We start from the raw sequence: 24994 nt of genomic DNA on the forward strand, positions 1-24994 counted from the left end.
CCTTCCCTTTTCCCCCTTTCCCTGTACATGCTTCCTCCCCGCGCTTTTTTTTCCCGGCGCGGCACGGCAGGGCAGGGTAGTACATCGCGGTAAGGGACGACCGCGTGGCCAGAGCGTCGTGGCCGGGGACGAGCTGCTCAGCGCCGGGTCAGCGCCAGCACGCTCAGAGCGAACATCAGGACGCCCAGGGGGAGATGGACCGACGGGACGTGCGCGATGCCGAGCACGACCTGGACCGAGGCGAGTACGAGGAATCCCGACGCGTGCCAGATGGGCCGGGGCGAGCCGCCGCCCGGCTTCCACGCCAGTACCGCCGCGAGCACGTACAGCATCGCCGCCCCGTACATCACACGGGCTCCGACGCTGTGCATCGTCTCTCCGTAGGACGAGGTCAGCAGCAGTCCGGCGGAGACCGCCTGGAAGAAGATGGTCAGCGTCTGCACCGCGATCGCGATCCGCAGGAACGAGGGGCCGCGCCGTGTGTTCTCCGTCACCTGAGTGGCCATGCCACACTCCCCCTTTTCTGCCCTCGGGCAGTAGGTCTGTAAGGTCTCACCAGTTCGACGACGCGGGCCTGCGAAAGGTAAGGCGAGGGGGCGGCCGACAGCATGGGGACCGTCGGGAACAGCACGGAAGGGGTAGCCGGCGAGCGGCGCCAACTGATCAATGTCGCCTACCGGTTGCTCGGTTCGGCGGCCGAGGCCGAGGACGCCGTGCAGGATGCCTACGCGCGCTGGTACGGGCTGCCACGAAGCCGGCAGGAGGAGATCCTGTCCCCCGGCGCCTGGCTGACGAAGGTGACCGGCCGCATCTGCCTGGACCTGCTCGGCTCGGCTCGGGCCCGCCGCGAACGCTATGTCGGCGCGTGGCTGCCCGAGCCGCTGCCCGACCGCACCGAGTGGGACCACGCGGGCGGCTCCGACCCCGCCGACCAGATCGTCCTGGACGAGTCGGTGGTCATGGCCTTCCTCGTCGTTCTGGAGTCGATGACGCCCGCCGAGCGGGTGGCGTTCGTCCTGCACGACGTCTTCCGGTACCCGTTCGCCGAGATCGCCGACGTTCTCGGCCGGACCCCTGCGGCCTGCAAGCAGCTGGCGGCCTCCGCCCGGCGGCGGGCGGGCGTCGCGCGCGCTCCGGTCGCCGCGACCGGCCGGACCGACGTGGTGAGGGACGTCAAAGAGGCATGGGAGACCAAGGACATCGCCGCCCTCGTCGGTCTCCTCGACCCGGCCGCCGTGATGACCGCCGACGGCGGCGGCGCGGTCGGCACCGTCCTGCGCCCGGTCGAGGGCGGCGAGTGCATCGCCCAGTACATGGTCGCCATCGCCGACAGGGCTCCGGGGCTCGAACTCCTGGAGCGGTCGGTCAACGGTGTGCCGGGCCTGGTGGCCCGGCGTGCCGGCGTCGTCACGACCGTCGCCTCGTTCGACGTCTCCGACGGGCGCGTCACCCGGATCTGGGTGGTCCGCAACCCGGAGAAGCTGCGGCCGTGGACACGGAAGGGGTAGCGCCTCGGCTGTGCGCGGCACGGCCTCGTCCACCTGCGCCGGGCCCTCGCGGTGGGCGAGGGGCGACCGCCGGGCGGCCTCAGTTCACACCGCTGCCCACCAGCTCCTTCGCCTCCTCGGTGCGCTGATCGTCGCGGTCGGCACCGCGCGGCAGGAGCAGGGCGACGGCGAGGGTGCCCACGCCCAGGATCACCGCGCCGACCAGGCTGGTGTGGGCCACCGCGTCGGAGAAGGACGAACCGACCGCCTCCTTCATCCGCTGGGCGCCCTCGGCGAGACTGCCAGCCTGCGCCTTGAGCTGCGCGGCCTGCTGCGGATCGGTCGCGTGGACGGCCTGCGCGGCGAGATCGCGGGCCTTCTCCCCGATGCCCTGGGCGACGGCGTACCCGGCGCCGACCGAGTCCTGGGCGGTGGACAGCGCGTCCGCCGGGAGCCCGCCGGCGGTCGCGTCGGAGAGGTGCCGGGCGTACGAGGTGGACAGCAGGGAGCCGAGGATCGCGATGCCGAGGGAGCCGCCCAGCTCCAGGGAGGTGTCGTTCACGGCGCCGCCGACGCCCAGCTCGGACTCGGGGAAGGCGCCCATGATGGCGTCGGTGCAGGGGGAGAGGGCGAGCCCGATGGCCAGGCCCAGGATCACCAGGGGTGCCACGAGGTCGCCGTAGGCGGACGAGCCGTCCACCCGCGTCAGCAGCGCCAGGGCCGCGGTACCGCCGACCATGCCCGCGGTCACCGTCCACTTCATGCCGACGCGCGGGGTGAGGTAGCCGGTCAGCGCCGAGCCGGCGAAGACCGCGCCCGCCAGCGGCAGCATGCGCAGGCCGGTGGCCAGGGCGTCGTACCCGAGGACGAATTGGAGGTGCTGGGTGAGGTAGTAGAAGGCACCGAAGACGGCCAGGAAGAACAGGGCGACGGCCAGGTTGGAGCCGGCGAAGCGGCGCTGCGTGAAGCGCCGTACGTCGAGGACCGGGCGCGGGTGGCGCAACTCCCACAGGACGAAGGCCAGCAGGCCCGCGCCCGCGACCGCGGCGGCCGTGACCGCCTTGGCGTCCCAGCCGAAGTGCGGGCCCTCGATGATCATATAGACCAGCGAGCCGATCCACACCACCGACAGCAGTCCGCCGACGTAGTCGATCCGGCCGTGGTGCGCCGCCCTGGAGGGCGGTACGAGGACGAGGGCGCCGACCAGGGCGACGGCCGCGACCGGCACGTTGATCAGGAAGGTCGAGGACCAGCCGTGGTCCTGGAGCAGCGCGCCGGCGACGAGGGGGCCGGCGGCGATGGCGAGGCCGGCGGTGGCGGTCCACAGGGTGATCGCCTTGGCCCGCTCGGCGCGCGGGAAGGTCGCGGCCAGCAGGGAGAGGGTGGCCGGCATGATCAGCGCGGCGCCCACGCCCATCACGGCGCGGGCCGCGATGACGGTCGCCGCGCTGTCGGCGAGGTGGCCGAAGACGGCGCCGCCGCCGAACACGACGAGCCCGAGGACGAGCGCCCCGCGCCGGCTGTACTTGTCGCCGATCGCGCCGAGCAGCAGCATCAGCGCCGCGTAGGGGACGGTGTAGCCGTCGATGACCCACTGGAGGTCGGCGCTGGTCAGGCCGAGGTCCCGGGTCATGTCGGGCGCGGCGACCGTGAGCGCGGTGTTGGCCATCACGATGATCAGCAGGCTGAGGCAGAGCACGAGGAGCGCCCACCAGCGCCGGGCGTAGGGGCGGTCCGTCCTCTCGGCCGGTTCGTTCATGACGAGTCGCATGGGCAGGGGTCGCCTTCCTCTGTCTACTTGCACAAGAGAGTGCAATTGCACAACGCTGTGCAATGTATGACCCTTGCACAGTGCTGTGCAAGTCGAAGGAGGGCAGAATGTCAGCCATGACCACGGGTAACACCAGTCGCGCCGACGTGAACCGGCGCCACATCCTCGATGTCGCCCTCGCGGAGCTGCTGCGCGACCCCGACGCGTCCATGGACCAGATCGCGCGGGCGGCCGGTGTCGTACGGCGCACGGTGTACGGCCACTTCCCCAGCCGGGAGGCGCTGATCAGCACGCTCGTCGACGAGGCGGTGCTCGCGCTCGCCGCGGCGCACGCGGCGGGCCGCGAGGGCGTCGAGGACCCGGCGGAGGCCGTGGCGCGCTCGGTGCTGGCGCTCTGGCCGATCGCCGACCGCTACCGGCTGCTGGTCGCGCTCGCCCAGCGCACGGTCACCATGCAGGGCATCCGCGAGCGGCTGGCCCCGGTCCGCGACAGCTGCGCCGAGGTGCTCCAGCGCGGTCTCGACCAGGGCGTCTTCAGCTCCGCGCTGCCCGCGCCGGCGCTCGCCTACGTCCATGAGCAGATCGTGTTCGCGCTGATGGAGGCGGTGAACGACGACCTGCTGGCCGCACACGAAGCGGGCCGCTCCGCCGCGGTCACGGTACTCACGGCGGCCGGGGTGCCCGCCTCCCTCGCCGCCGCCCTGGTGGCCGGGCTCAGCGACTGACCGCCCCGGAACACGAAGAGACCCCGCACCCCCGGAAGGGGCGCGGGGTCTCGGTGTCCCTCGCGGGGTCTGCGGTGTCCCTGCGGAGTGCTACGCCTTGGCCAGTTCGCGCTGCTCGGGAATCCCGGCGCCGTCGTCGGAGTCGTCCAGCAGCGTCTTCTCGTCGAAGGGCAGCTCGCCGGCGAGGACACGCCGGACGCGGTCCTTGTCGACCTCGCCGGTCCAGGTGCCGATGAGCAGGGTGGCGACCGCGTTGCCCGCGAAGTTGGTCAGGGCGCGGGCCTCGCTCATGAAGCGGTCGATGCCGACGATCAGGCCGACGCCGTCGACCAGGGCGGGCTTGTGGGTCTGCAGGGCGCCGGCGAGGGTGGCCAGTCCGGCGCCGGTGACGCCGGCGGCGCCCTTGGAGGCGATCATCATGAACAGCAGCAGGGTGATCTGCTGGCCGATGGACAGCGGCTGGTCCAGGGCGTCGGCGACGAACAGGGACGCCATGGTCAGGTAGATCATCGTGCCGTCGAGGTTGAAGGAGTAGCCGGTCGGCACGGTGATGCCGACAACCGGACGGCTCACGCCCAGGTGCTCCATCTTGGCGATGAGCCGGGGCAGCGCGGACTCCGACGACGACGTCGACAGGATCAGCAGGAACTCACGGCCCAGGTACTTCAGCAGCTGGAAGATGTTGACGCCGGCCACCAGCCGGGTCAGCGCGCCCAGCACCACGACCACGAACAGCACACAGGTGACGTAGAAGCCGAGCATGATCGCGCCAAGTGCCTTGAGGGCGTCGACGCCCGTCTCGCCGACGACGGCGGCCATGGCGCCGAACGCACCGATCGGGGCGGCCCACATGATCATGGCGAGCACGCGGAAGACCAGCCGCTGGATGTGCTCCACCCCGCGCAGGACCGGCTCGCCCTTGCGGCCCATGGCCTGGAGCCCGAACCCGACGAGCAGGGCGACCAGCAGCGTCTGCAGCACCTGGCCCTCGGTGAACGCCGACACGAGCGTGGTCGGGATGATGCCGAGCACGAAGTCGACCGGGCCCTCGCTCGCGGCCTGCGCCTGTGCCTGGCCGGCGCCCCTGGCCGCCTCCGTCAGGTGCATCCCGCTGCCCGGGTGGACGATGTTGCCGATCACGAGCCCGATGGCCAGGGCGACGAACGACATCGCGAGGAAGTAGCCGAGCGCGAGCCCGCCGACCTTGCCGACCTTCGCGGCCTTGCGCACCGAACCGACGCCGAGCACGATCGTGCAGAAGATGATCGGCGAGATCATCATCTTGATCAGGTTCACGAAACCGGTGCCGAGCGGCTTGAGCTCCTTGGCGAAGTCCGGCGCGGCGAACCCGATGGCGACGCCCAGGACCACCGCGGCGATCACCGCGATGTACAGGTAGTGGGTACGGTCCCGCTTGGGTGCGGGTGCGGGTGCGGGTGCGGCAGGTGCCGTATCGGCTGCGCTGCTCAAGGCGGCCCTCCTTGACGACGTCATCGGCATCACCGGCGTGCGGCTCACGTCCGGGCATGGGGGAATGCCGCGACTATCTCCCGTCCTGTGAGCGCGGTCACGCTTCCGTTCATTAAGTTCACGCCACGCAGTTCAGGCCAGAACGAAAGAGGCAGACTGGCAGGCATGCGCATACCCGCCCTTCCCCGACCTCGCAGCCTGGCCGGCCAGCTGTTCGCCATGCAGGCCGTGCTGCTCGCGCTCGTCGTGGCCGGATACGCGCTCTTCAGCTACATCAGCGACCGGGGCCAGGCCGAGGAGGCGGCCCGCCGCCAGGCCACGGCGGTCGCCCGCTCCATCGCCGACGCCCCCTCGGTCCTGGCGGCCGTCCACACCTCCGACCCCTCGTCGGAGCTCCAGCCGTACGCGCTGAGGGTCCAGCAGGACACCGGGGTCGACTTCGTCACGATCATGACTCCGGACGGCATCCGCTGGACCCACCCGGACCCGGACCAGATCGGGCTGCCCTTCCTCGGCAACATCTCCCGCGCCCAGCGCGGCGAGTCCTTCACCGAGACCTACACCGGCACCCTCGGCCCGTCCGTCCGCGCGGTCACGCCCGTCGAGGAGCACGGCCGCGTGGTCGGTCTCGTCAGCGCCGGCATCAAGGTGGAGGCGATCAGCGAGCGGGTCCGGGAACAGGTCATCGCCCTGTTCTCGGTCGCGGCCGGGATCCTCACGCTCGGCGCGGTCGCCACGTACGTCATCAACGCGCGTCTGCGCCGCCACACCCACGGCATGAACGCGGCCGAGCTCAGCCGGATGCACGACTACCACCAGGCCGCCCTGCACGCGGTGCGCGAGGGCCTGCTGATGCTGGACGCGCAGCACCGGGTGGCGCTCATCAACGACGGCGGACGGGTACTGCTGGGCGTGGGACGCGAGGAGGACGTGGTGGGCCGGTCGGTGGCGGACCTCGGTCTGCCGGCCCCGCTGACGGGCGCGCTGCTGGCGTCCGAACCGCGGGTGGACGAGGTGCACCTGACCGACTCGCGCGTGCTGGTGGTCAACACCTCACCGGTGTCGGGCGGACAGCACCGGGGCACGGTGGTGACCCTGCGGGACGTCACCGAACTCCAGTCGCTGATGGGGGAGCTGGACTCGGAGCGCGGCTTCAGCCAGGCGCTGCGCTCCCAGGCGCACGAGGCGGCCAACCGGCTGCACACGGTGGTGTCGCTGATCGAGCTGGGGCGGGCCCAGGAGGCCGTGGAGTTCGCGACGGCGGAGCTGGAGCTGGCCCAGGCGCTGACCGACCAGGTGGTCACGGCGGTGAGCGAGCCGGTGCTGGCCGCGCTGCTGCTCGGCAAGGCGGCCCAGGCCAACGAGCGCGGCGTGGAGCTGGTGGTGTCCTCGGACAGCGGCCTGGACGACGGACTGCTGCCGCGGAGCCTGCCGCCGCGGGACCTGGTGACGATCCTCGGCAACCTCGTCGACAACGCGGTGGACGCGGCGCAGGGCGGCGCGCGGGCCAGGGTGACCGTCACGGCGTGCGCGCGGGACGGCGAGCTGGTGCTGCGGGTCGCGGACACCGGCCCCGGCGTGCGTCCTGACCACACGGACCTGGTGTTCCAGCACGGCTTCTCCACCAAGCCGACGGGTCCCGGCGGGCGCGGGCTGGGCCTGGCGCTGGTACGGCAGGCGGTGCGGCGGCACGAGGGGACGCTGGCGGTGACGGAGGCCGAAGGGGGCGGCGCGTTGTTCGAGGCGCGGCTGCCCCTGGCACACGGGACGGACCAGCACGCGGCCGGCGGGGCCGTGTCCGGGACCCGGGGCGGCCTGCCCGGAGGCGCGGCATGACGGACGACAGAAGCGGGACGCAGCCCATCCGTGTCCTGGTGGTGGAGGACGACCCGGTCGCGGCGGACGCGCACGTGATGTACGTGGACCGGGTGCCGGGCTTCGTCGCGGTCGGCAAGGCGCACACGGGCGCCGAGGCCCGGCGGGCCCTGGAGCGCACCCCGGTGGACCTGCTGCTGCTCGACCTTCACCTTCCGGACGTGCACGGCCTGAAACTGGCCCGGTCCCTGCGGGCGGGCGGACATCACGCGGACGTGATCGCGGTGACCTCGGCACGGGACCTGGCGGTGGTGCGCGAAGGGGTCTCGCTGGGGGTGGTCCAGTACGTCCTGAAGCCGTTCACCTTCGCCACGCTCCGGGACCGGCTCGTGCGGTACGCCGAGTTCCGTGCGGCGGTCGGGGAGGTGGGCGGTCAGGACGAGGTGGACCGCGCGCTGGCGACCCTGCGCGCCCCGAGCCCGGCCGCCCTCCCCAAGGGCCTGAGCGCGCCCACGCTCCAGCGGGTGACGGACGCGCTGCGGGCGAAGGAGGAGGGGCTCACCGCGGCGCGGGTCGCGGGGGCGGTCGGCATCTCCCGGATCACCGCCCGGCGCTATCTGGAGCACCTGGTGGACGCGGGCCGCGCGGTACGCAGCCCGCTGTACGGGCAGGTGGGCAGGCCGGAACTGGTGTACCGGTGGGTGCGGGAGAGCGGCGGGGGCCGGTAGGAGGAGGCCCCGGACGGATCCGCGGGCCTCGCCGGAAGCGGGCCCCGGACGGACCCGCCCGGACCAACGGCTCCTAGTGCCGCGACCGGCAACGTTTGCCCCGTCGCGACGCCCGGCACGCTCCCCCAAGCTCTTCGAGCAGGGGGACCCCCACTCGCCGCACCGGCCGAAAGCCCAAGTACGTCCAGTACGAGGACTTCCGGCCGGCACACCGAGAGCACGCACCGGACGCCGCTCCTTGACGGGCAAACGTCACCTGACGCGGCACTAGAACACCGACTCCGTCTCGTCCATGCGGTCCTTGGGGACGGTCTTCAGCTCGGTCACCGCCTGGGCCAGCGGGACCATCACGATGTCGGTGCCGCGCAGCGCGGTCATGTGGCCGAACTCACCGCGGTGGGCGGCCTCCACCGCGTGCCAGCCGAAGCGGGTGGCGAGGACACGGTCGTAGGCGGTCGGGACGCCGCCGCGCTGGACGTGGCCGAGGATGACCGGCTTGGCCTCCTTGCCGAGCCGGCTCTCCAGCTCGTACGCCAGGGCCGTGCCGATGCCCTGGAAGCGCTCGTGGCCGAACTTGTCGATCTCGCCCTTGCCGTAGTCCATGCTGCCCTCGGCCGGGTGGGCGCCCTCGGCGACGCAGATCACCGCGAACTTCTTGCCGCGGGCGAACCGCTCCTCGACCATCTTCACCAGGTCGGCCGGGTCGAAGGGCCGCTCGGGCAGGCAGATGCCGTGGGCGCCGGCCGCCATGCCGGACTCCAGCGCGATCCAGCCCGCGTGCCGGCCCATGACCTCGACGACCATCACGCGCTGGTGCGACTCGGCCGTGGTCTTCAGCCGGTCCATGGCCTCGGTGGCCACACCGACGGCCGTGTCGAAGCCGAAGGTGCGGTCGGTGGAGGAGATGTCGTTGTCGATCGTCTTCGGCACGCCCACCACCGGCAGCCCGGCGTCCGACAGCATGCGCGCCGCGGTCAGCGTGCCCTCGCCGCCGATCGGGATCAGCGCGTCGATGCCGAACCGGTGGATCATGTCCGAGGCGTTCCCGCAGGCCTCGCGGAGCCGGTCCCGCTCCAGGCGGGAGGAACCGAGGATGGTGCCGCCGAGGGCGAGGATGCCGCCCACCGCGTTGAGGTCCAGCGTGCGGTAACGGCCGTCGAGCAGGCCCGCGTAGCCGTCCTCGAAGCCGATGACCTCGTCCCCGTACGCCGTGACCGCCCGGTGTACGACCGACCGGATCACCGCGTTCAGGCCCGGGCAGTCGCCGCCCGCCGTGAGAACTCCGATACGCATGCTGCTGTGTCTCCTGCTCGCTGTTGACACCGGTGATCCCGTCCGATTGTTTCATGTCCGGGCGGCGACCATGGCCTGGCGGGCGCCATAGCTACCGTCAGGGGTATTGTCAAGAGGATTCCGCTCACCCCGGTGGGCGTTTTTTGCAGGACGCCATCCCCGGCCGACGAGTGATCCCCCGAGGAAACGGAGAGCCCGCGTGACCCGCAGCGTGTACGTGACCGGCATCGACCGCGGTGACGGCCGACAGGTCGTCGAGCTGGGAGTCATGGAGCTGCTGACCCGGCAGGTGGACCGGGTGGGCGTCTTCCGCCCTCTCGTCCACGACGGCCCCGACCGTCTCTTCGAACTGCTGCGCGCCCGCTACCGCCTCTCCCAGGACCCGGCGACCGTCTACGGCATGAACTACCGGGAGGCGTCCGCCCTCCAGGCCGAGCAGGGCACGGACGAACTGGTGTCGGCCCTCGTCGACCGGTTCCACCTGGTCACCCGCGACTACGACGTGGTCCTCGTCCTCGGCACCGACTTCGCCGACACCCAGCTCCCGGACGAGCTGTCCCTCAACGCCCGGCTCGCCAACGAGTTCGGGGCCTCCGTCCTGCCGGTCGTGGGCGGCCGCAGGCAGCACGCCGAGTCGGTGCTCGCCGAGACCCGCAACGCCTACCGCGCCTACGACGGCCTGGGCTGCGACGTGCTGGCCATGGTCACCAACCGGGTGGCCCGCGGGGACCGCGACGAGATCGCCGAGCGGCTGACCGGCCGGCTCCCGGTGCCCTGCTGGGTGGTGCCGGACGAGCCGGCCCTGTCCGCGCCGACGGTCGCGCAGATCACCCAGGCCCTGGACGGCAGGGTCCTGCTGGGCGACGACTCCGGCCTGGCCCGCGACGCCCTCGACTTCGTCTTCGGCGGCGCCATGCTGCCCAACCTCCTCAAGGCGCTGACCCCCGGCTGCCTGGTGGTCACCCCCGGCGACCGCGCCGACCTGGTCATCGGCTCGCTCGCCGCACACAGCGCCGGCACCCCGCCGATAGCCGGTGTGCTGCTCACCCTGAACGAGGCGCCGCGGCAGGAGATCCTCACCCTGGCCGGCCGGCTCGCCCCGGGCACCCCGGTGGTCTCGGTGTCCGGCAACAGCTTCCCCACCGCCGAGCGGCTGTTCTCCCTGGAGGGCAAGCTGAACGCGGCCACACCGCGCAAGGCGGAGACCGCGCTCGGCCTGTTCGAGCGGTACATCGACACCGCCGACCTCAGCAAGCGCGTCTCCGCGCCCAGCAGCGACCGGGTCACCCCGATGATGTTCGAGCACCAACTGCTCGAACAGGCCCGCAGCGACAGGCGCCGGGTCGTGCTGCCGGAGGGCACCGAGGAGCGCGTGCTGCACGCGGCGGAGGTGTTGCTGCGCCGGGGCGTGTGCGACCTGACCCTGCTCGGCCCGGTGGAGGGGATCCGCAAGAAGGCCGCCGACCTCGGCATCGACCTCGCGGACGCGCAGCTGATCGACCCGGCCACCTCCGACCTGCGGGACGCCTTCGCCGAGCGGTACGCGCTGCTGCGCGCCCACAAGGGCGTCACGGTCGAGCTGGCCTACGACGTCGTCTCGGACGTGAACTACTTCGGCACGCTCATGGTGCAGGAGGGTCTGGCCGACGGCATGGTGTCGGGGACGGTGCACTCCACGGCCGCGACCATCCGGCCCGCGTTCGAGATCATCAAGACCCGCAGCGACGCCTCGATCGTCTCGTCGGTGTTCTTCATGTGCCTGGCCGACAAGGTCCTCGTCTACGGCGACTGCGCGGTCAACCCCGTCCCGGACGCCGAGCAACTGGCCGACATCGCCATCCAGTCGGCGGCCACCGCCGCCCGGTTCGGGGTGGAGCCGCGGATCGCCATGCTGTCGTACTCCACCGGCACCTCCGGCTCGGGCGCCGACGTGGACAAGGTGCGCGAGGCGACCGACCTGGTGCGGCTGCGCCGCCCGGACCTGATGATCGAGGGGCCGATCCAGTACGACGCGGCCGTGGAGCCGTCGGTGGCCGCCACCAAGCTGCCCGGCTCGGAGGTGGCGGGGCAGGCCACTGTGCTGATCTTCCCGGACCTGAACACCGGCAACAACACCTACAAGGCCGTGCAGCGTTCGGCCGGCGCGATCGCGGTCGGCCCGGTCCTCCAGGGCCTGCGCAAGCCGATCAACGACCTGTCCCGGGGCGCCCTCGTGCAGGACATCGTCACCACCGTGGCCATCACGGCGATCCAGGCCCAGTCGTCCGGCACCTGACCTCCCGTCGAACGCGTGCGGCCGGGGCCGCCCACGGCCCCGGCCGCAGACCTCCCCAGCTCCCGACCAGAAAGCGTCAGCGCTCGTGACCGCGACCCGCGTCCTCGTCCTCAACTCCGGCTCCTCGTCGCTGAAGTACCAGCTGCTCGACATGCGTGACGCGACCCGGCTCGCCGTCGGCCTGGTGGAGCGCATCGGTGAGCGGACCTCCCGGCTCCAGCACACCTGCCTGACCGCGGCGGGCACCCGCGAGCACAACGGCCCCCTCGCCGACCACGACGCCGCGCTGAAGGCGGTCGCGGAGGAACTGGCCAAGGACGGGCTCGGCCTGGACTCCCCCGAACTGGCCGCGATCGGGCACCGGGTGGTGCACGGCGGCATGTTCTTCACCGAGCCGACCGTCGTCGACTCCGCCGTGCTCACCGAGATCGAGCGGCTGATCCCGGTGGCGCCGCTGCACAACCCGGCCAACCTCACCGGCATCCGCACGGCCATGGCGCTGCGCCCCGACCTGCCGCAGGTCGCCGTCTTCGACACGGCGTTCCACACGACCATGCCGGAGTCCGCGGCGCGCTACGCGATCGACGCTCAGACCGCCGACCGGTACCGGGTGCGGCGCTACGGCTTCCACGGCACCTCGCACGCCTACGTCTCCCGGGCGACCGCCGAGCTGCTGGGCAGGGCCCCCGAGGACGTCAACGTCATCGTGCTGCACCTGGGCAACGGCGCGTCGGCCTCGGCGGTCCGGGGCGGCCGGTGCGTGGACACCTCCATGGGGTTCACGCCGCTGGAGGGACTGGTGATGGGAACGCGTTCCGGTGACCTCGACCCGGCCGTCATCTTCCATTTGCAGAGAGTCGGCGGAATGTCCATGGACGAGGTCGACACTCTCCTCAACAAGAAGAGCGGTTTGTTCGGCCTGTGCGGCGAGAACGACATGCGGGAGATTCGGCGCCGGATGGAGGAGGGCGACGACACGGCACGGCTCGCGTTCGAGATCTACATCCATCGGCTGAAGAAGTACGTGGGCGCCTATTACGCGGTACTCGGCACCGTGGACGCTCTCGCCTTCACGGCCGGGGTCGGCGAGAACGCGGCCTTCGTGCGCGAGGCCGCCCTCGAGGGCCTGGAAGGGCTGGGCCTGGCGGTGGACCGCGAGCGGAACGCCGTACGCGGCGACGGGGCGCGGCTGATCTCGCCCGAGGGCGCGCGGATCGCCGTGGCCGTGGTTCCCACGGACGAGGAAATGGAGATCGCCGTCCAGACTTACGCGCTGGTCGGAAAGGACGGCTGAGCACGTCCACGGAATTTCGACCGGCACTCGAGTGAGCGCGAAGGCGCCCATTTGTATCTTCCACCTGACGGAATATTCCGGAGCGAAACAAACCGATAGGATCGCCCCATGCGCCGTTCGAAAATCGTCTGTACTCTCGGCCCAGCGGTCGACTCCCACGAGATGCTCGTCGCCATGATCGAGGCGGGCATGAACGTGGCCCGTTTCAACTTCAGCCACGGCACGCACGCCGAGCACCAGGCACGGTACGACCGTGTCCGCGCCGCGGCCAAGGAGACCGGCCGGGCCATCGCCGTCCTCGCGGACCTCCAGGGTCCGAAGATCCGGCTGGAGACCTTCGCCGAGGGTCCGGTGGAGCTCGAGCGGGGTGACGAGTTCACCATCACCACCGAGGACGTCCCGGGCGACAAGCACATCTGCGGCACGACGTACAAGGGGCTGCCGGCCGACGTCTCGCGCGGCGACCAGGTCCTCATCAACGACGGCAACGTCGAGCTGAAGGTCCTGGACGTCGAGGGCCCGCGGGTGAGGACGATCGTCATCGAGGGCGGCGTCATCTCCGACCACAAGGGCATCAACCTGCCCGGCGCCGCGGTGAACGTGCCCGCGCTGTCCGAGAAGGACGTCGAGGACCTGCGCTTCGCGCTGCGCATGGGCTGCGACATGGTCGCCCTGTCCTTCGTCCGCGACGCCAAGGACGTCTCCGACGTCCACCGGGTCATGGACGAGGAGGGCCGCCGCGTCCCCGTCATCGCCAAGGTGGAGAAGCCGCAGGCGGTGGAGAACATGCAGGACGTCGTGATGGCCTTCGACGGCGTGATGGTGGCCCGCGGCGACCTGGCCGTCGAGTATCCGCTCGAAAAGGTCCCCATGGTGCAGAAGCGCTTGATCGAGCTGTGTCGGCGCAACGCCAAGCCGGTGATCGTGGCGACCCAGATGATGGAGTCGATGATCACCAACTCCCGTCCGACCCGCGCCGAGGCCTCCGACGTGGCCAACGCGATCCTGGACGGCGCCGACGCGGTCATGCTGTCGGCCGAGTCCAGCGTGGGCGCCTACCCGGTCGAGACCGTCAAGACGATGTCGAAGATCGTCCGGGCGGCGGAGGAGGAGCTGCTCTCCAAGGGCCTGCAGCCGCTGGTCCCCGGCAAGAAGCCGCGCACGCAGGGCGGTTCGGTGGCCCGCGCCGCCTGCGAGATCGCCGACTTCCTGGGCGGCAAGGGCCTGGTGGCCTTCACCCAGTCCGGCGACACGGCCCGCCGGCTGTCCCGCTACCGCGCCTGCCAGCCGATCCTGGCGTTCACCACCGACGAGTCCACCCGCAACCAGCTCGCGCTCAGCTGGGGGGTGGAGTCGCACGTGGTGCCGTTCGTCAACAGCACCGACGAGATGGTCGACCTGGTCGACCAGGAGCTGGTCAAGCTCAACCGGTTCGCCCCCGGCGACACGGTCATCATCACCGCCGGCTCGCCCCCCGGCGTCCCCGGCACCACCAACATGGTCCGCGTCCACCACCTGGGCGGCGGCTCCCGCGACTGAGCGCGCGCGGCCGACCGGCGCGGATCGCCACAGACCGGCACATGACTGAGGGCGCCCCCTGCGCACAGGGGGCGCCCTCAGCGGTGTCGCGGCTCCCGGACGGGCCCGCGGCCGGTCAGTCGGTGGTGTACACGTGCATTCCGGGGACGTGCAGGTTGCCGCCGAACTGGGCCGCCTGGACCACCTTGACCTTGGTGAAGTAGATCAGCGGGATGTTCAGCGGCGGAGGGTCGTCCGGGCTGAAGGTGATGGGGATCAGCCCGAACAGGTTGCCGGAGATGCTCTCGGTGTACATCACCGTGTCGCCGCCGCGGATCGTGGACGTCGAGCCTTTGGCGGCCTGCACGTGGTAGGTCTTGCCGGCCTGCTTGTCGTTCACCGTCTGGTGCAGGTCGCCGATGTCGGTGCCCTGCGAAATGACGTACTTCAGCACCCTCTTGACCTTGCCACTGGCCGTGCGCACCTCCACGACGCCCTGGTAGTCGGCGCCCTTCAGCAGCAGCGAACTGGCGTCCAGGTACCAGGGGTCGTCGGCCACGAGCAGCTTGTTGTCCACGCCGCCCACGGTGTCGGTGGCGACAGGGCAGTCCTCCGGGTCCGTCGTGGAACTCGCCGACGGGCTCGGAGAGGCCGTCGCCGCGTCGGCCGCCTCACCTGCCGCCTCGCCGACCGCGCCCTGGACGCCCTCGACGGCCTTCCCGGCCTCCTCGGCCGTCCCGGACACCGTGCCGGCCGTGTCCTTCACGGTGCCCCCGACCGTGTCCGTGACGGTGTCGGTGACCTTCCGGGCGGTGTCCTCGACCGGGTCGGAGACGCCGGCGCCCGTGTCCTTCGCCCCGCCCGCCGCGGGCGAGGCGGAGGCGGACGGCGCGACCCCCGGGTCCGCGGAGGCCCCGGAGCCCTGCTTGCCGCCGGCGAGGAGGCCTCCGAGCGCATCCCCGACGCCTCCGAGCGCGTCGCCGACGGTCCCCAGCACGCCGCCGCTCCCGGCTGCCGACGGGGCCGCGGTGGCGGCTCCCCCGGTCCCCGAACCGCCGGGCTGACTCTGGGAGGCGGTGGGGGCCGGCTCGGGCGCGGCCTTGTCGCCGGAGGCCGTGCCGGGCGAGGAGGAGGCGTGCGAGGAGGACGCGTCCTGCCGGCCGTTCTGACCGTTGCGGTCCGCCTGGCTGTCCTGCCCCGTGGCGGACGTGGCCGGGGACGCCGGCTTCGCGGTGGCGCCGCCGTCCTCCGCGGCGTCGCCGGCGCTCGCGGAGGCGGACGGCGTCGGCGAGGCCGAGGCCTTGTCCTGGGGGTCGTCCAGCGCCGCGACACAGTCCTTGTACTCGTCGGCGGTCAGGCTCTTGGCGGACGGCGTCGGCGCGTTGTTGTCGGCGACGGCGTGCGTCGATGTGAGGCCCATCCCCATGAGGACCGCGGTCGGCATCGCCGCCATGGCTATCGCCTTGCCGGCCGGCATGTGGAACCTGGTGAACAGCGGCTTCTTGGGTGCCGCGTGGCGCGGCCCGGTTCTCACACGGAACTCCTCCACTCCCGTCCCGTGAGTCACCTCGTCAGCCGGCACTTCGCCTCCCGTTCGCCCCGTTGGCCGGGCTCGTTCCTGACAGGTCGTTCTCCCCCAGCGCCTCGAGGTTCTGGGAGGGGCCGCCCTCACCCACCGGGTCCACCATCGGGTCCACCAGCGGGCCGGGCTCGGCCTCGGGAGCACCGCCCGGTACCGGGCCGGCCCGCTCGACGTCCTCCGGAGCGGGCGGTACGCCCTCCGCCCAGGCCACGGCCATCGCGCCGCCGATGAGCGCGAGCAGGAAGCCCATGACGAAGCCGCCGAAGTTGGACACCGGGATGGACACCAGCGCCAGCAGGATCGCCGCGACACCCGCGAACACCCGGATGTGCTTCTGGAACCAGAGGCTGACGCCCAGGACGACGAGGAGCACGCCGATGATCAGGGACCCGGCTCCCGCGGTGGTGGCCATCGCCAGCGTCAGATGACCGAGCTGGAGGTGGGCGTACGGGAAGTACATGATCGGAAAGCCGCCGAGCAGGACGAACAGACCGGCCCAGAACGGACGTGTGCCCCGCCAGGCGCGGAACTGCAGCCTCCGGCGGGTGAACTGGCCGGCTTCGGCAGGAGTCTCGGCGCTCATGGAAAACAGCTCCCTGGTGCGGCGTTGCTGTGATGAGGGTGGTGCTTGGTCGGTGTGGGGGGTGTGTGAAGAGCGGGTGGAAGGTGGAACGGGCGGGGGCGCCATCGGCTCCCCCGCCCGTCACCGAGTGCCTAGTAGCACTCCTTGGTACCCGTCGCCAGTGACATGCTGAGTCCGCTGAGCTTGAAGGTTCCGGCGGTGGTCGCCCACGCCGTCTGCTTCACGCCGGTCAGCGTGGCCGTTTCGGCCTGCTGGGCGAACCCGAAGGGGCTGGTCTGCTTGTTCTTGAGCTCGCCCGCCTTGACGCCCGGACCCTTGTCGATGCTTCCGGCGGCGACACCGATGTCCATGTTGGTGAACGTGGCGTCGGCCGTGAGGTCGGCGACGTCGATGTAGAGGTTCTCGGCCTCCACCGGCGACTTGCCGCCGCCCGCCTTCAGGATCAGGCTCACGTTGCCGAAGGGCGTCGGGGTGACGACCGACTGGCACAGGTTGTTGATCGTGGCCGTCCTGAACGCCGAGACCGCGACCGGGTGGTTCTCGTCCTTGCTGCCGTCGAGGCTCTTCCCCGAGTCGATCGCGCCGTACTGGGAGAACCCCTTGCCTTCGAGCCGGTCCGCCGTCACCTTGAACGACTGGCCCGACACGCTGAACGACGCGGCGAGGGCACCCTGAGCCAGGGCCACGCCTATCGCCGCCGTCGCGGCCACGCTGGGCACCATGACCACAGCGAACCGCTTCCATCTGGTCCCGCCACGCACTTGGGACTCCATTTTTCCTCCTTCTCGGACGTACATCTCCTGGCCCGGCTCACCACCGGCCGGCGGTTCGGCCGGGCAGGGATGGGAGAAGTGCTACGTCCTCGGGAAGGAGAGCGCCCGTACTCGGTGACGCCAACCGCGCCCGAATCACCGGCGATCACCCCCGAGCGACAACCACTGGTCGCGCCTGACACGCATCACGCACAACCTTGCTGGACAGGCTTCGCCAGCCGGCGAAGACCCCCCTGTCCCAAGGGTCGGCGTCACTACCGCCGCCCCTGCTCGGTGGGGACCCAGGCACCCCATGACCCGGCCGGCTGCCGGGGTACGGGGATGGACCGAGCGTCGCCGATCGTGGTGCATTCTCGCCGCCCGCACAAGGGGGTTCGTTACTCGCTGGTAACGGCCGGGCCACCGGGACACGACTCACCGGTCTCGAACGGCGACACTGGGTGGCAACGAAGGGCAGAACAAAACGCCCCATCTCCGGCTGGAACCGGGCGGAAGCACACCCCTGATTTACTGCCAGTAACAGCGGCCGCGCTTACCAAGTTTTGGTAAAGCGCGGCCGCACTGACGGCCCCTCGGCCAATCCTTCACTCGGGCATCACAGGCCGTGAGGTTCAACGACTGGCCACCGCAGGAGCATTGGCCCGGATCAGAACAGCGCCCGCGCCAACGCCCGGCGCGCCCCCGTCACTCGCGGGTCCTCGGCCCCGACGACCTCGAAGAGCTCCAGCAGCCGCAGCCGCACCGTGTCCCGGTCCTCACCGGCGGTGCGCCGCACGGTGTCGATGAGCCGGCCGAACGCGTCCTCCACGTGACCGCCCACCAGGTCCAGGTCGGCGGCGATGATCTGCGCCTGCACGTCGGCGGGCTTCTCGGCCGCCTCCTTGCGCACCCGCTGCGGGTCCAGGCCCTGCACCCGCTGGAGCAACTCGGCCTGCGCCAGGCCGAGTTTGGCCTCCGGGTTGCCCGGGTCGTCGGCCAGCACGTTCTTGTACGCCTGGACCGCGCCGCCCAGGTCGCCGGCGTCGAGGGCCTGCGAGGCCGCGTTCAGCAGTGCGTCGTACGGGCCGACCGGGACTTGCGGGGCCGCCTCGGCGCCCGCCTCGGCGTCCGGGTCGACGGTCAGGCCGGTCAGCCCGAACCGCTGCTCGGCGACCTGCACCAGCTGGTCCAGCGTCTCCCGGATCTGCGCCTCTGCCGCCGCGCCCTGGAACAGGGGCAGGGCCTGGCCCGCGACCACCGCGAAGACCGCGGGGATCCCCTGGACGCCGAACTGCTGCATCAGCAACTGGTTGGCGTCGACGTCGATCTTGGCGAGGAGGAAGCGCCCGTTGTACTCGACGGCCAACCGCTCCAGGACCGGGCTCAGCTGCTTGCAGGGCTGACACCACTCGGCCCAGAAGTCGATGACGACCGGTACCTCGGCCGACCGCTGGAGGACATCGCGCTCGAAAGCGGCCTCGTCGACGTCGATGACGAGATCGGCCGGGGAGACCGCCCCCGCGCCGCCCTCCCTGGCCGCTTGGGCGCGCGCCTGCTCCGCCTTCGCCTTGGCCTCCTGGGCCGCCTTCACCGCGGCAAGGTCGACGACTCCGCTCATGGACATGTTCCGTGGCTGCATGCGCCTATCCTCCCCCGTTCTGCCCGCCTGAGTGAAAACCGCCGGGAAAGCCGTACCGCCGCGGGCTCCCGGTCCCCACCTGGCGCCCTGTGGTCGTCGCTCGGACGCGGGCTCGCGCCCGCGTTTCGCTACGGCACGTAGCGTAATGGCACCGGGTGCCCTCGCGGAAGCTCATCGCGGTGATCTCTCTCACGACCGGACAGGAATCACTCGTTTTCGGTCCGGTTATGGTCAGGGAATGCAGAGCCGCACCCCGATCGCCCGCGCCGGCCGGCCGCGCAGCGCCGCCGCGGATGCGGCGATCCTGGCCGCCACCCGGGCGGCGTTGGTGGAGCTGGGCTGGTCCGGGCTCACCCTGGGGGACGTGGCCACCCGGGCCGGGGTCGCGAAGACGACGCTGTACCGCCGCTGGGCCGGCAAGAACGAACTCGTGGTCGACGCCGTCGCCGAACTCTTCGACGAGCTCCGCCTCCCCGACCGCGGCAGCCTCGCCGCCGACATCGAGGGCGTGGTGCACCAGTTCGCGGCGATCCTGGCCCGGCCCGAGACCAAGAGCGGCCTGATGGCCGTGGTCGCCGAGTCGACCCGCGACGAGGCCCTGCGCGAACGGATCCGCACCTCGATCGTGGACCGCCAGAAGCACCTGGTCCTGGAGGGCCGCGCCCGCGCCCAGACGCGCGGCGAACTCCCCCCGGAACCGGACCCGGAGGAGGCCGCCCGCACGGTCGGCCTGATCTTCGACGTCGTCGCGGGCGCGGTGGTGCACCGCACCCTGGTCAGCGACGAACCGGCGGACGAGCGATGGGTGCACGACCTCACCCGGCTCCTTCTGACCGGGCTGGCGGCGAACGGCTGAGGGGGCGCCGGGACGGATCAACCCGCCCCGGCGCCCCCTCCTGCTCCTGGCCCTCAGAACCCCGCGGGCTCCGTGTAGACCCCCCACTCGTCCCGCAGCACCCCGCAGATCTCACCCAGCGTCGCCTCGGCGCGTACCGCGTCGAGCATCGGCTCGATCATGTTGGCGCCGGAGCGGGCGGCCGCCAGCATCGCGTCCAGCGCGGAGCGCACGGCGCTGTCGTCCCGCGCGGCCTTCCGCTCGCCGAGCATCCGCACCTGCTCCCGCTCCACCTCGTGGCTGACCCGCAGGATCTCCAGATCGCCGGTGACCGAGCCGGTGTGGACGTTGACGCCCACGACCCTCTTGTCGCCCTTCTCCAGCGCCCGCTGGTACTGGAACGCCGACTCCGCGATCTCGCCGGTGAACCACCCGTCCTCGATCCCCCGCAGGATGCCCGACGTGATCGGCCCGATCGGGTGCTGTCCGTCGGGGTGCGCGCGCAGTCCGCGCTCCTTGATCTGCTCGAAGATCTTCTCGGCGTCCGCCTCGATCCGGTCCGTCAGCTGCTCGATGTACCACGAACCGCCCAGCGGATCGGCCACGTTGGCGACCCCGGTCTCCTCCATCAGCACCTGCTGGGTGCGCAGCGCGATCTCCGCGGCCTGCTCGCTCGGCAGCGCGAGCGTCTCGTCGAGCGCGTTGGTGTGCAGCGAGTTGGTGCCGCCGAGCACCGCCGCGAGCGCCTCGACGGCCGTACGCACGACGTTGTTGTACGGCTGCTGCGCGGTCAGCGAGACCCCGGCGGTCTGCGTGTGGAAGCGCAGCCACTGCGCCTTGTCGGTCTTCGCCCCGTAGACGTCCCGCATCCACCGGGCCCAGATGCGGCGCGCCGCGCGGAACTTGGCGATCTCCTCGAAGAAGTCGAGGTGCGCGTCGAAGAAGAAGGACAGGCCGGGCGCGAAGACGTCGACGTCGAGACCGCGGCTCAGCCCCAGTTCGACGTATCCGAAGCCGTCCGCCAGCGTGTACGCCAGCTCCTGCGCGGCCGTCGCCCCCGCCTCGCGGATGTGGTAGCCGGAGACGGACAGCGGCTTGTACGCGGGGATCCTGGAGGCGCAGTGCTCCATCAGGTCGCCGATGAGGCGCAGATGCGGCTCGGGCTGGAAGAGCCACTCCTTCTGCGCGATGTACTCCTTGAAGATGTCCGTCTGGAGCGTGCCGTTGAGGACGGCGGCGTCCACGCCCTGCCGCTCCGCGGCGACCAGGTACATGCAGAAGGCGGGGACGGCCGGCCCGCTGATCGTCATCGACGTGGTGACGTCACCGAGCGGGATGTCCTTGAACAGCACCTCCATGTCGGCCGCCGAGTCGATGGCCACGCCGCAGTGGCCGACCTCGCCCAGGGAACGCGGGTCGTCGGAGTCGCGGCCCATGAGCGTCGGCATGTCGAAGGCGACCGAGAGCCCGCCTCCGCCGTTGCCGAGGATCATCTTGTAGCGCTCGTTGGTCTGCTCGGCGTTGCCGAACCCGGCGAACTGCCGGATCGTCCAGGTGCGTCCCCGGTAGCCGGTCGGATACAGGCCGCGGGTGAAGGGGTACTCCCCCGGCCAGCCGATCCGCTCGAATCCCTCGTACGTGTCTCCCTGCCGGGGGCCGTACACCGGCTCCACGGGGTCGCCGGAGAGCGTGGTGAAGTCCGCCTCGCGCTTGCGTGCGGCGTCGTACCGGGCCTGCCAGCGGCGGCGGCCCTCCTCGATGGCGTCAGCGTCCATACCCTCGAATTTACTAGGACGTCCAAGTAAATGTCGACGGCTGACCGCCGTACGGGTTCCGTACGGCGGTGGCGCGTGCCTACGCCTTGGCCACCGCGGGGGCCTCGTCCTGCGCGGCGAGCCGGGACTCCAGCTCGCGGCTGACCCGGCGCTCGACGAAGAAGGCGGCGGTCGGGACGGTCCCCGCGAGGAGCACCCACAGCTGCTTGGCGACCGGCCACTTGGCCTTGGAGCCCAGGTCGAAGGCGAACACCAGGTACACGACGTACAGCCAGCCGTGCGCGATGCCGACGACGCTCGTGAAGCTCGCCGCGCCGTTGATGCCCAGCACGTACTTGGCGATCACGCCGAGAGTCAGCAGGACCAGCAGCACACCGGTGACGTAGGCCATGACCCGGTAGCGGGTCAGCACGCTTCGTTTCATGGGGACGAGCGTAACCACCCGTTCCGGGAGATCTTGCCCCGGGTGGCCGTGGAGCGGCCGGCCCCTGTCGCGGCCCGCCAGTCCTCGTGGAACGCGGCCCCTCAGTCCTCGTGGAAGTCGTGCGCGGCGATCCGCAGCGGCCGCAGCATCGCGAAGATCTCGCCGCACTCCTCGGCGTCGTAGGCCCCGAGTCCGAACTCCATCGCCATCAGGTCGCGGGTGGCCGACTCGACCACCTCGCGGCCCTTGTCGGTGATGACGGCGAGCGTGCCGCGCCCGTCGTTGGGGTTGGGGCGCCTGGCCACGAGACCGGACCTGACCAGCCGGTCCACGGTGTTCGTCACGGAGGTGGGGTGCACCATCAGACGTTCGCCGATCTTGGACATCGGCAGCTCGCCCGCCTTGGAGAAGGTGAGCAGCACCAGGGCCTCGTAGCGCGCGAAGGTCAGCCCGTACGGCTTGACCACCGCGTCGACCTCGGCCAGCAGGATCTGGTGGGCGCGCATGATCGAGGTGATCGCGGCCATCGACGGCACGCTTCCCCAGCGCTGCTTCCAGAGCTCGTCGGCGCGGGCGATGGGGTCGAAAGGGAGACTGAGGGGCTTCGGCACGTCACCAGACCCTACCCGTCGGTCATATCCGGCTCAGCCCCGTCTCAGCTTTCGGTCCGGCGGGCGGCCACCGCCAGCCCCACGCAGCACACCGTCCCCAGGATTCCGGCCCCCGCGACCGTCGCGGTCAGCCCGGCGAACTCCGCCGCGACCCCGGCCAGCGCCATGCCCACGCCCTGGATCGTCATGAGTCCGGCGGTCAGCAGGGTCATCGCCCGGCCGCGCAGTTCCTCGGGCACCGCCCGCACGAACCACTGGTCCAGGCCGAGCGTGTACGCCGACCCGGTGCCCGACAGCAGCAGCAGGAGGAGGGAGACGGTGAGGTCCGGGTGCAGGGCGTAGCCGAGGTACGGCAGCAGCATGAGGCAGACCAGCGGGAGGGCGATCCGCTCGCGGGCGGCGGGCCGCAGCCGGGAGCCGGCGTACAGCTCGCCCGCGATCGTGCCGACGGGCAGCGCGCACATCAGCAGGCCGAGGCCGGTGGAGCCGGCGCCGAGCGCGGCGGCGTACGGCGCCGCCAGCGCCTCGGGCACGACCGCGAACATCGGCGGCAGCCAGAACAGCAGGAGCAGCACCCTGGTCCGGCGGTCGGCGAGGACCTTCCGGGCGCCCCGGAGCGAGTCGCCGACCAGGGCGCCGGGCCGAACGGTGCGCGGCGGGCGGCGCCGGGTGCCGAAGCGGAGCAACACCGCCGAGGTCAGGAAGGTGCCGACGGTGATGAGCAGGGCGTGCCGGGGGTTGACCACGGTGAGCAGCAGGCCACCGAGGCCGTAGCCGACGAGCAGCGCGCTCTGCGAGACGATCCGCAGCAGGGAGCGGCCGAGGACGAACAGGTCGCCGTCCCCGAGGATGTCGGTGAGGGTGGCCATGCGCGTCCCCTGGAACACCGGGGACACGACGGCGAGCACGCAGCGCAGGACGAGCAGGACGCCGATGTGGGACACCGGCGCCACCATGAGGGCCACGCAGGCGGCGCAGACCAGGTCGCAGACGACGAGCACCCGGCGGGCCGGGAAGCGGTCGGCGATCCCGGCGAGGAGGGTGCCGCCGACGACGTACGGCAGGAAGCCCAGCGCGAAGGTGAGGGCGCTCATCAGGGGCGAGCCGGTGAGGTCGTAGACCAGGACCGACAGGGCGATCTCGCTGACGACCACGCCGAGCAGGGAGAGGGCGTGGGCGGCGAAGACCGCCCGGAACTCGGGCACGGCGAGGACCCGGGCGTAGCCCGTCGGTTCCGGTGCGGGGGCGCTCACGGGCGGGGGCTCCGGCTGGTCCGGGGTCTGCGGGGCGGGGGCGGGCTCGGGGGCTTGCTGCATGGGCCGCAGCGTGCCGGTGGCAGGGGCGGGCGGCGTAGAGTTTCGGCCTCCGCCGAATCTTCGCCGTCTTCGCTGTTCTTCGCTGCTCTTGCTGGGGGTGCCGTGCCGTTCCGTCTGCACTTCGGGGACGACGACCTCATGCGGTGCCGGTTCGCGGTGTCGCCGCTGTGGGAGACGCAGGAGGCGGTGCGGACGCTGCGGCGGCCGGACCGGCACGGGTACCACCCGTACTGGCTGCGTCGCATCCGGGAGGCCGCGCGGGAGCTGGACCTCGCCCCGCTGTGGCTGCTCATGCCCCGGCGCGGGCACAGCCCCGACTTCCTCGGGCCGCCGCCGATCGGGCCGGCGGCCGTCTTCGAGGACGAGATCGCCCAGTTGCGGGCGGCGGACCCCGGGACGGCGCGGGAGGAGCTGGCGCGGGCGCTCGCCGATACGCCGGGTGCGCTGGAGTCGGCCCGGGGGCGGGCGATGCTCGCCGATCCGGGGCGCGCGGTGCGGGAGCTGGCCGACCTGATGGAGGCCGCGTGGCACGCGCTGGTCGAGCCGGAATGGCCCCGGCTGCGGGCGCTCCTCGAGGCCGACGTGGCCTTCCACTCGCGGCGGCTGGCCGAGGTGGGGCTGGGGGCGCTGCTGCCGGAGCTGGACCGGCGGATGTCCTGGGACGGCCGGACGCTGACGGTCGACTGGCCGGGCGAGCACGGGCGCGACCTCGGCGGGCGGGGCCTGGTGCTGATGCCGAGCGTGTTCTCCTGGCCGGACGTGATCAGCGGCTACGACCCGCCCTGGCAGCCCACGCTGGTGTATCCGGCGCGGGGTCTGGCGGGCCTGTGGGCCCGGCCGGGCGCGGAGGGCGGCGAGGCCCTGGTGCGGCTGCTGGGGCGGGGGCGGGCCGCGGTACTGGCCGCGCTGACCGATCCGGCGACGACGACGGCCCTGGCCCACCGGCTGGGACTGGCTCCGTCGTCGGTGTCGGCGCATCTGACGGTGCTGCGGGACGCCGGCCTGCTCACGTCCCGCCGGTACGGGCACCAGGTGCTGTACGAGCGCACACCGCTGGGGATGGCGCTGGTCTCGGGCGGGTGAGGCGCGCGAAACGGGCGG

The 24994-nt window shown here is 71.7% G+C and carries 21 protein-coding genes; 9 read left to right on the forward strand and 12 right to left on the reverse strand.

The window, feature by feature from the left end:
- Positions 1-137: 137 nt before the first annotated feature.
- Complete coding sequence (locus ACTYVM_RS13820) at positions 138-506, reverse strand: hypothetical protein (protein ID WP_445526238.1); 369 nt, start codon at positions 504-506, stop codon at positions 138-140.
- Positions 507-608: 102 nt separating this feature from the next.
- Between ACTYVM_RS13820 and sigJ the strand changes: the two genes are divergently transcribed.
- Entirely contained in the window at positions 609-1508 is a 900-nt protein-coding gene (sigJ, locus tag ACTYVM_RS13825; RefSeq protein ID WP_445526239.1) for an RNA polymerase sigma factor SigJ, read from the forward strand.
- A 79-nt stretch (positions 1509-1587) separates the two neighbouring features.
- Here sigJ and ACTYVM_RS13830 read toward each other — a convergent pair whose 3' ends face one another.
- Complete coding sequence (locus ACTYVM_RS13830; RefSeq protein ID WP_445526240.1) at positions 1588-3258, reverse strand: MFS transporter; 1671 nt, start codon at positions 3256-3258, stop codon at positions 1588-1590.
- Between the two features lie 107 nt (positions 3259-3365).
- On the opposite strand from ACTYVM_RS13830, the gene ACTYVM_RS13835 reads away from it, so the two are divergent.
- The gene (locus tag ACTYVM_RS13835; protein ID WP_400029198.1) at positions 3366-3983 is read left to right on the forward strand and encodes a TetR/AcrR family transcriptional regulator; all 618 of its coding nucleotides are present in this window, start codon (positions 3366-3368) and stop codon (positions 3981-3983) included.
- A gap of 90 nt (positions 3984-4073) precedes the next feature.
- On the opposite strand, the gene ACTYVM_RS13840 is transcribed toward ACTYVM_RS13835, so the two are convergent.
- Positions 4074-5477: a cation:dicarboxylate symporter family transporter gene (locus tag ACTYVM_RS13840; protein ID WP_445526271.1), complete on the reverse strand. Its 1404-nt coding sequence runs from the start codon at positions 5475-5477 to the stop codon at positions 4074-4076.
- 141 nt (positions 5478-5618) lie between these two features.
- Here ACTYVM_RS13840 and ACTYVM_RS13845 point away from each other — a divergent pair, with 141 nt between their 5' ends.
- Together ACTYVM_RS13845 and ACTYVM_RS13850 are read left to right on the forward strand one after the other, a co-directional pair.
- Positions 5619-7289 carry an ATP-binding protein gene (locus ACTYVM_RS13845; protein ID WP_445526241.1) on the forward strand — a complete coding sequence of 557 codons (1671 nt, stop codon included), beginning with the start codon at positions 5619-5621 and terminating at the stop codon, positions 7287-7289.
- The gene (locus tag ACTYVM_RS13850) at positions 7286-7996 is read left to right on the forward strand and encodes a response regulator (RefSeq protein WP_445526242.1); all 711 of its coding nucleotides are present in this window, start codon (positions 7286-7288) and stop codon (positions 7994-7996) included. The genes ACTYVM_RS13845 and ACTYVM_RS13850 overlap by 4 nt, the downstream gene beginning before the upstream one ends.
- A 267-nt stretch (positions 7997-8263) precedes the next feature.
- On the opposite strand, the gene ACTYVM_RS13855 is transcribed toward ACTYVM_RS13850, so the two are convergent.
- The gene (locus ACTYVM_RS13855; protein WP_445526243.1) at positions 8264-9289 is read right to left on the reverse strand and encodes an ATP-dependent 6-phosphofructokinase; all 1026 of its coding nucleotides are present in this window, start codon (positions 9287-9289) and stop codon (positions 8264-8266) included.
- Positions 9290-9488: 199 nt separating this feature from the next.
- On the opposite strand from ACTYVM_RS13855, the gene pta reads away from it, so the two are divergent.
- The 3 genes from pta to pyk all read left to right on the forward strand — a co-directional run bounded on the left by pta (position 9489) and on the right by pyk (position 14397).
- Entirely contained in the window at positions 9489-11564 is a 2076-nt protein-coding gene (gene pta, locus ACTYVM_RS13860) for a phosphate acetyltransferase (RefSeq protein WP_445526244.1), read from the forward strand.
- 85 nt (positions 11565-11649) lie between these two features.
- Positions 11650-12858, forward strand: a complete 1209-nt coding sequence (locus tag ACTYVM_RS13865; RefSeq protein ID WP_445526245.1) for an acetate kinase — start codon at positions 11650-11652, stop codon at positions 12856-12858.
- A 108-nt stretch (positions 12859-12966) separates the two neighbouring features.
- Positions 12967-14397, forward strand: coding sequence for a pyruvate kinase (gene pyk, locus ACTYVM_RS13870; protein ID WP_445526246.1), 1431 nt, complete (start codon positions 12967-12969; stop codon positions 14395-14397).
- A gap of 115 nt (positions 14398-14512) precedes the next feature.
- On the opposite strand, the gene ACTYVM_RS13875 is transcribed toward pyk, so the two are convergent.
- From ACTYVM_RS13875 to ACTYVM_RS13890, 4 genes are all read right to left on the reverse strand, one after another.
- Positions 14513-15958, reverse strand: coding sequence for a hypothetical protein (locus ACTYVM_RS13875; protein ID WP_445526247.1), 1446 nt, complete (start codon positions 15956-15958; stop codon positions 14513-14515).
- Entirely contained in the window at positions 15948-16541 is a 594-nt protein-coding gene (locus tag ACTYVM_RS13880) for a DUF6114 domain-containing protein (protein WP_445526248.1), read from the reverse strand. The genes ACTYVM_RS13875 and ACTYVM_RS13880 overlap by 11 nt, the downstream gene beginning before the upstream one ends.
- Positions 16542-16672: 131 nt before the next feature.
- A complete protein-coding gene (locus ACTYVM_RS13885) occupies positions 16673-17314 on the reverse strand; it encodes a DUF6230 family protein (protein WP_400029188.1) in 642 nt (213 codons plus the stop codon).
- Positions 17315-17960: 646 nt separating this feature from the next.
- A complete protein-coding gene (locus ACTYVM_RS13890; RefSeq protein ID WP_445526249.1) occupies positions 17961-18932 on the reverse strand; it encodes a tetratricopeptide repeat protein in 972 nt (323 codons plus the stop codon).
- Positions 18933-19170: 238 nt separating this feature from the next.
- Here ACTYVM_RS13890 and ACTYVM_RS13895 point away from each other — a divergent pair, with 238 nt between their 5' ends.
- Positions 19171-19788, forward strand: coding sequence for a TetR/AcrR family transcriptional regulator (locus ACTYVM_RS13895; RefSeq protein WP_445526250.1), 618 nt, complete (start codon positions 19171-19173; stop codon positions 19786-19788).
- A 53-nt stretch (positions 19789-19841) separates the two neighbouring features.
- On the opposite strand, the gene icmA is transcribed toward ACTYVM_RS13895, so the two are convergent.
- The 4 genes from icmA to ACTYVM_RS13915 all read right to left on the reverse strand — a co-directional run bounded on the left by icmA (position 19842) and on the right by ACTYVM_RS13915 (position 23893).
- Positions 19842-21542 carry a coenzyme B12-dependent isobutyryl-CoA mutase large subunit gene (icmA, locus tag ACTYVM_RS13900; RefSeq protein WP_445526251.1) on the reverse strand — a complete coding sequence of 567 codons (1701 nt, stop codon included), beginning with the start codon at positions 21540-21542 and terminating at the stop codon, positions 19842-19844.
- A gap of 79 nt (positions 21543-21621) precedes the next feature.
- Entirely contained in the window at positions 21622-21966 is a 345-nt protein-coding gene (locus ACTYVM_RS13905; RefSeq protein ID WP_400029184.1) for a DUF3817 domain-containing protein, read from the reverse strand.
- Positions 21967-22067: 101 nt separating this feature from the next.
- Entirely contained in the window at positions 22068-22577 is a 510-nt protein-coding gene (locus ACTYVM_RS13910) for a MarR family winged helix-turn-helix transcriptional regulator (RefSeq protein WP_445526252.1), read from the reverse strand.
- A 44-nt stretch (positions 22578-22621) separates the two neighbouring features.
- The gene (locus tag ACTYVM_RS13915) at positions 22622-23893 is read right to left on the reverse strand and encodes an MFS transporter (RefSeq protein WP_445526253.1); all 1272 of its coding nucleotides are present in this window, start codon (positions 23891-23893) and stop codon (positions 22622-22624) included.
- Between the two features lie 102 nt (positions 23894-23995).
- Between ACTYVM_RS13915 and ACTYVM_RS13920 the strand changes: the two genes are divergently transcribed.
- Positions 23996-24976, forward strand: a complete 981-nt coding sequence (locus tag ACTYVM_RS13920) for an ArsR/SmtB family transcription factor (RefSeq protein ID WP_445526254.1) — start codon at positions 23996-23998, stop codon at positions 24974-24976.
- The last annotated feature ends 18 nt before the right edge of the window (positions 24977-24994 follow it).

It is taken from the genome of Streptomyces cyslabdanicus (assembly GCF_052663305.1).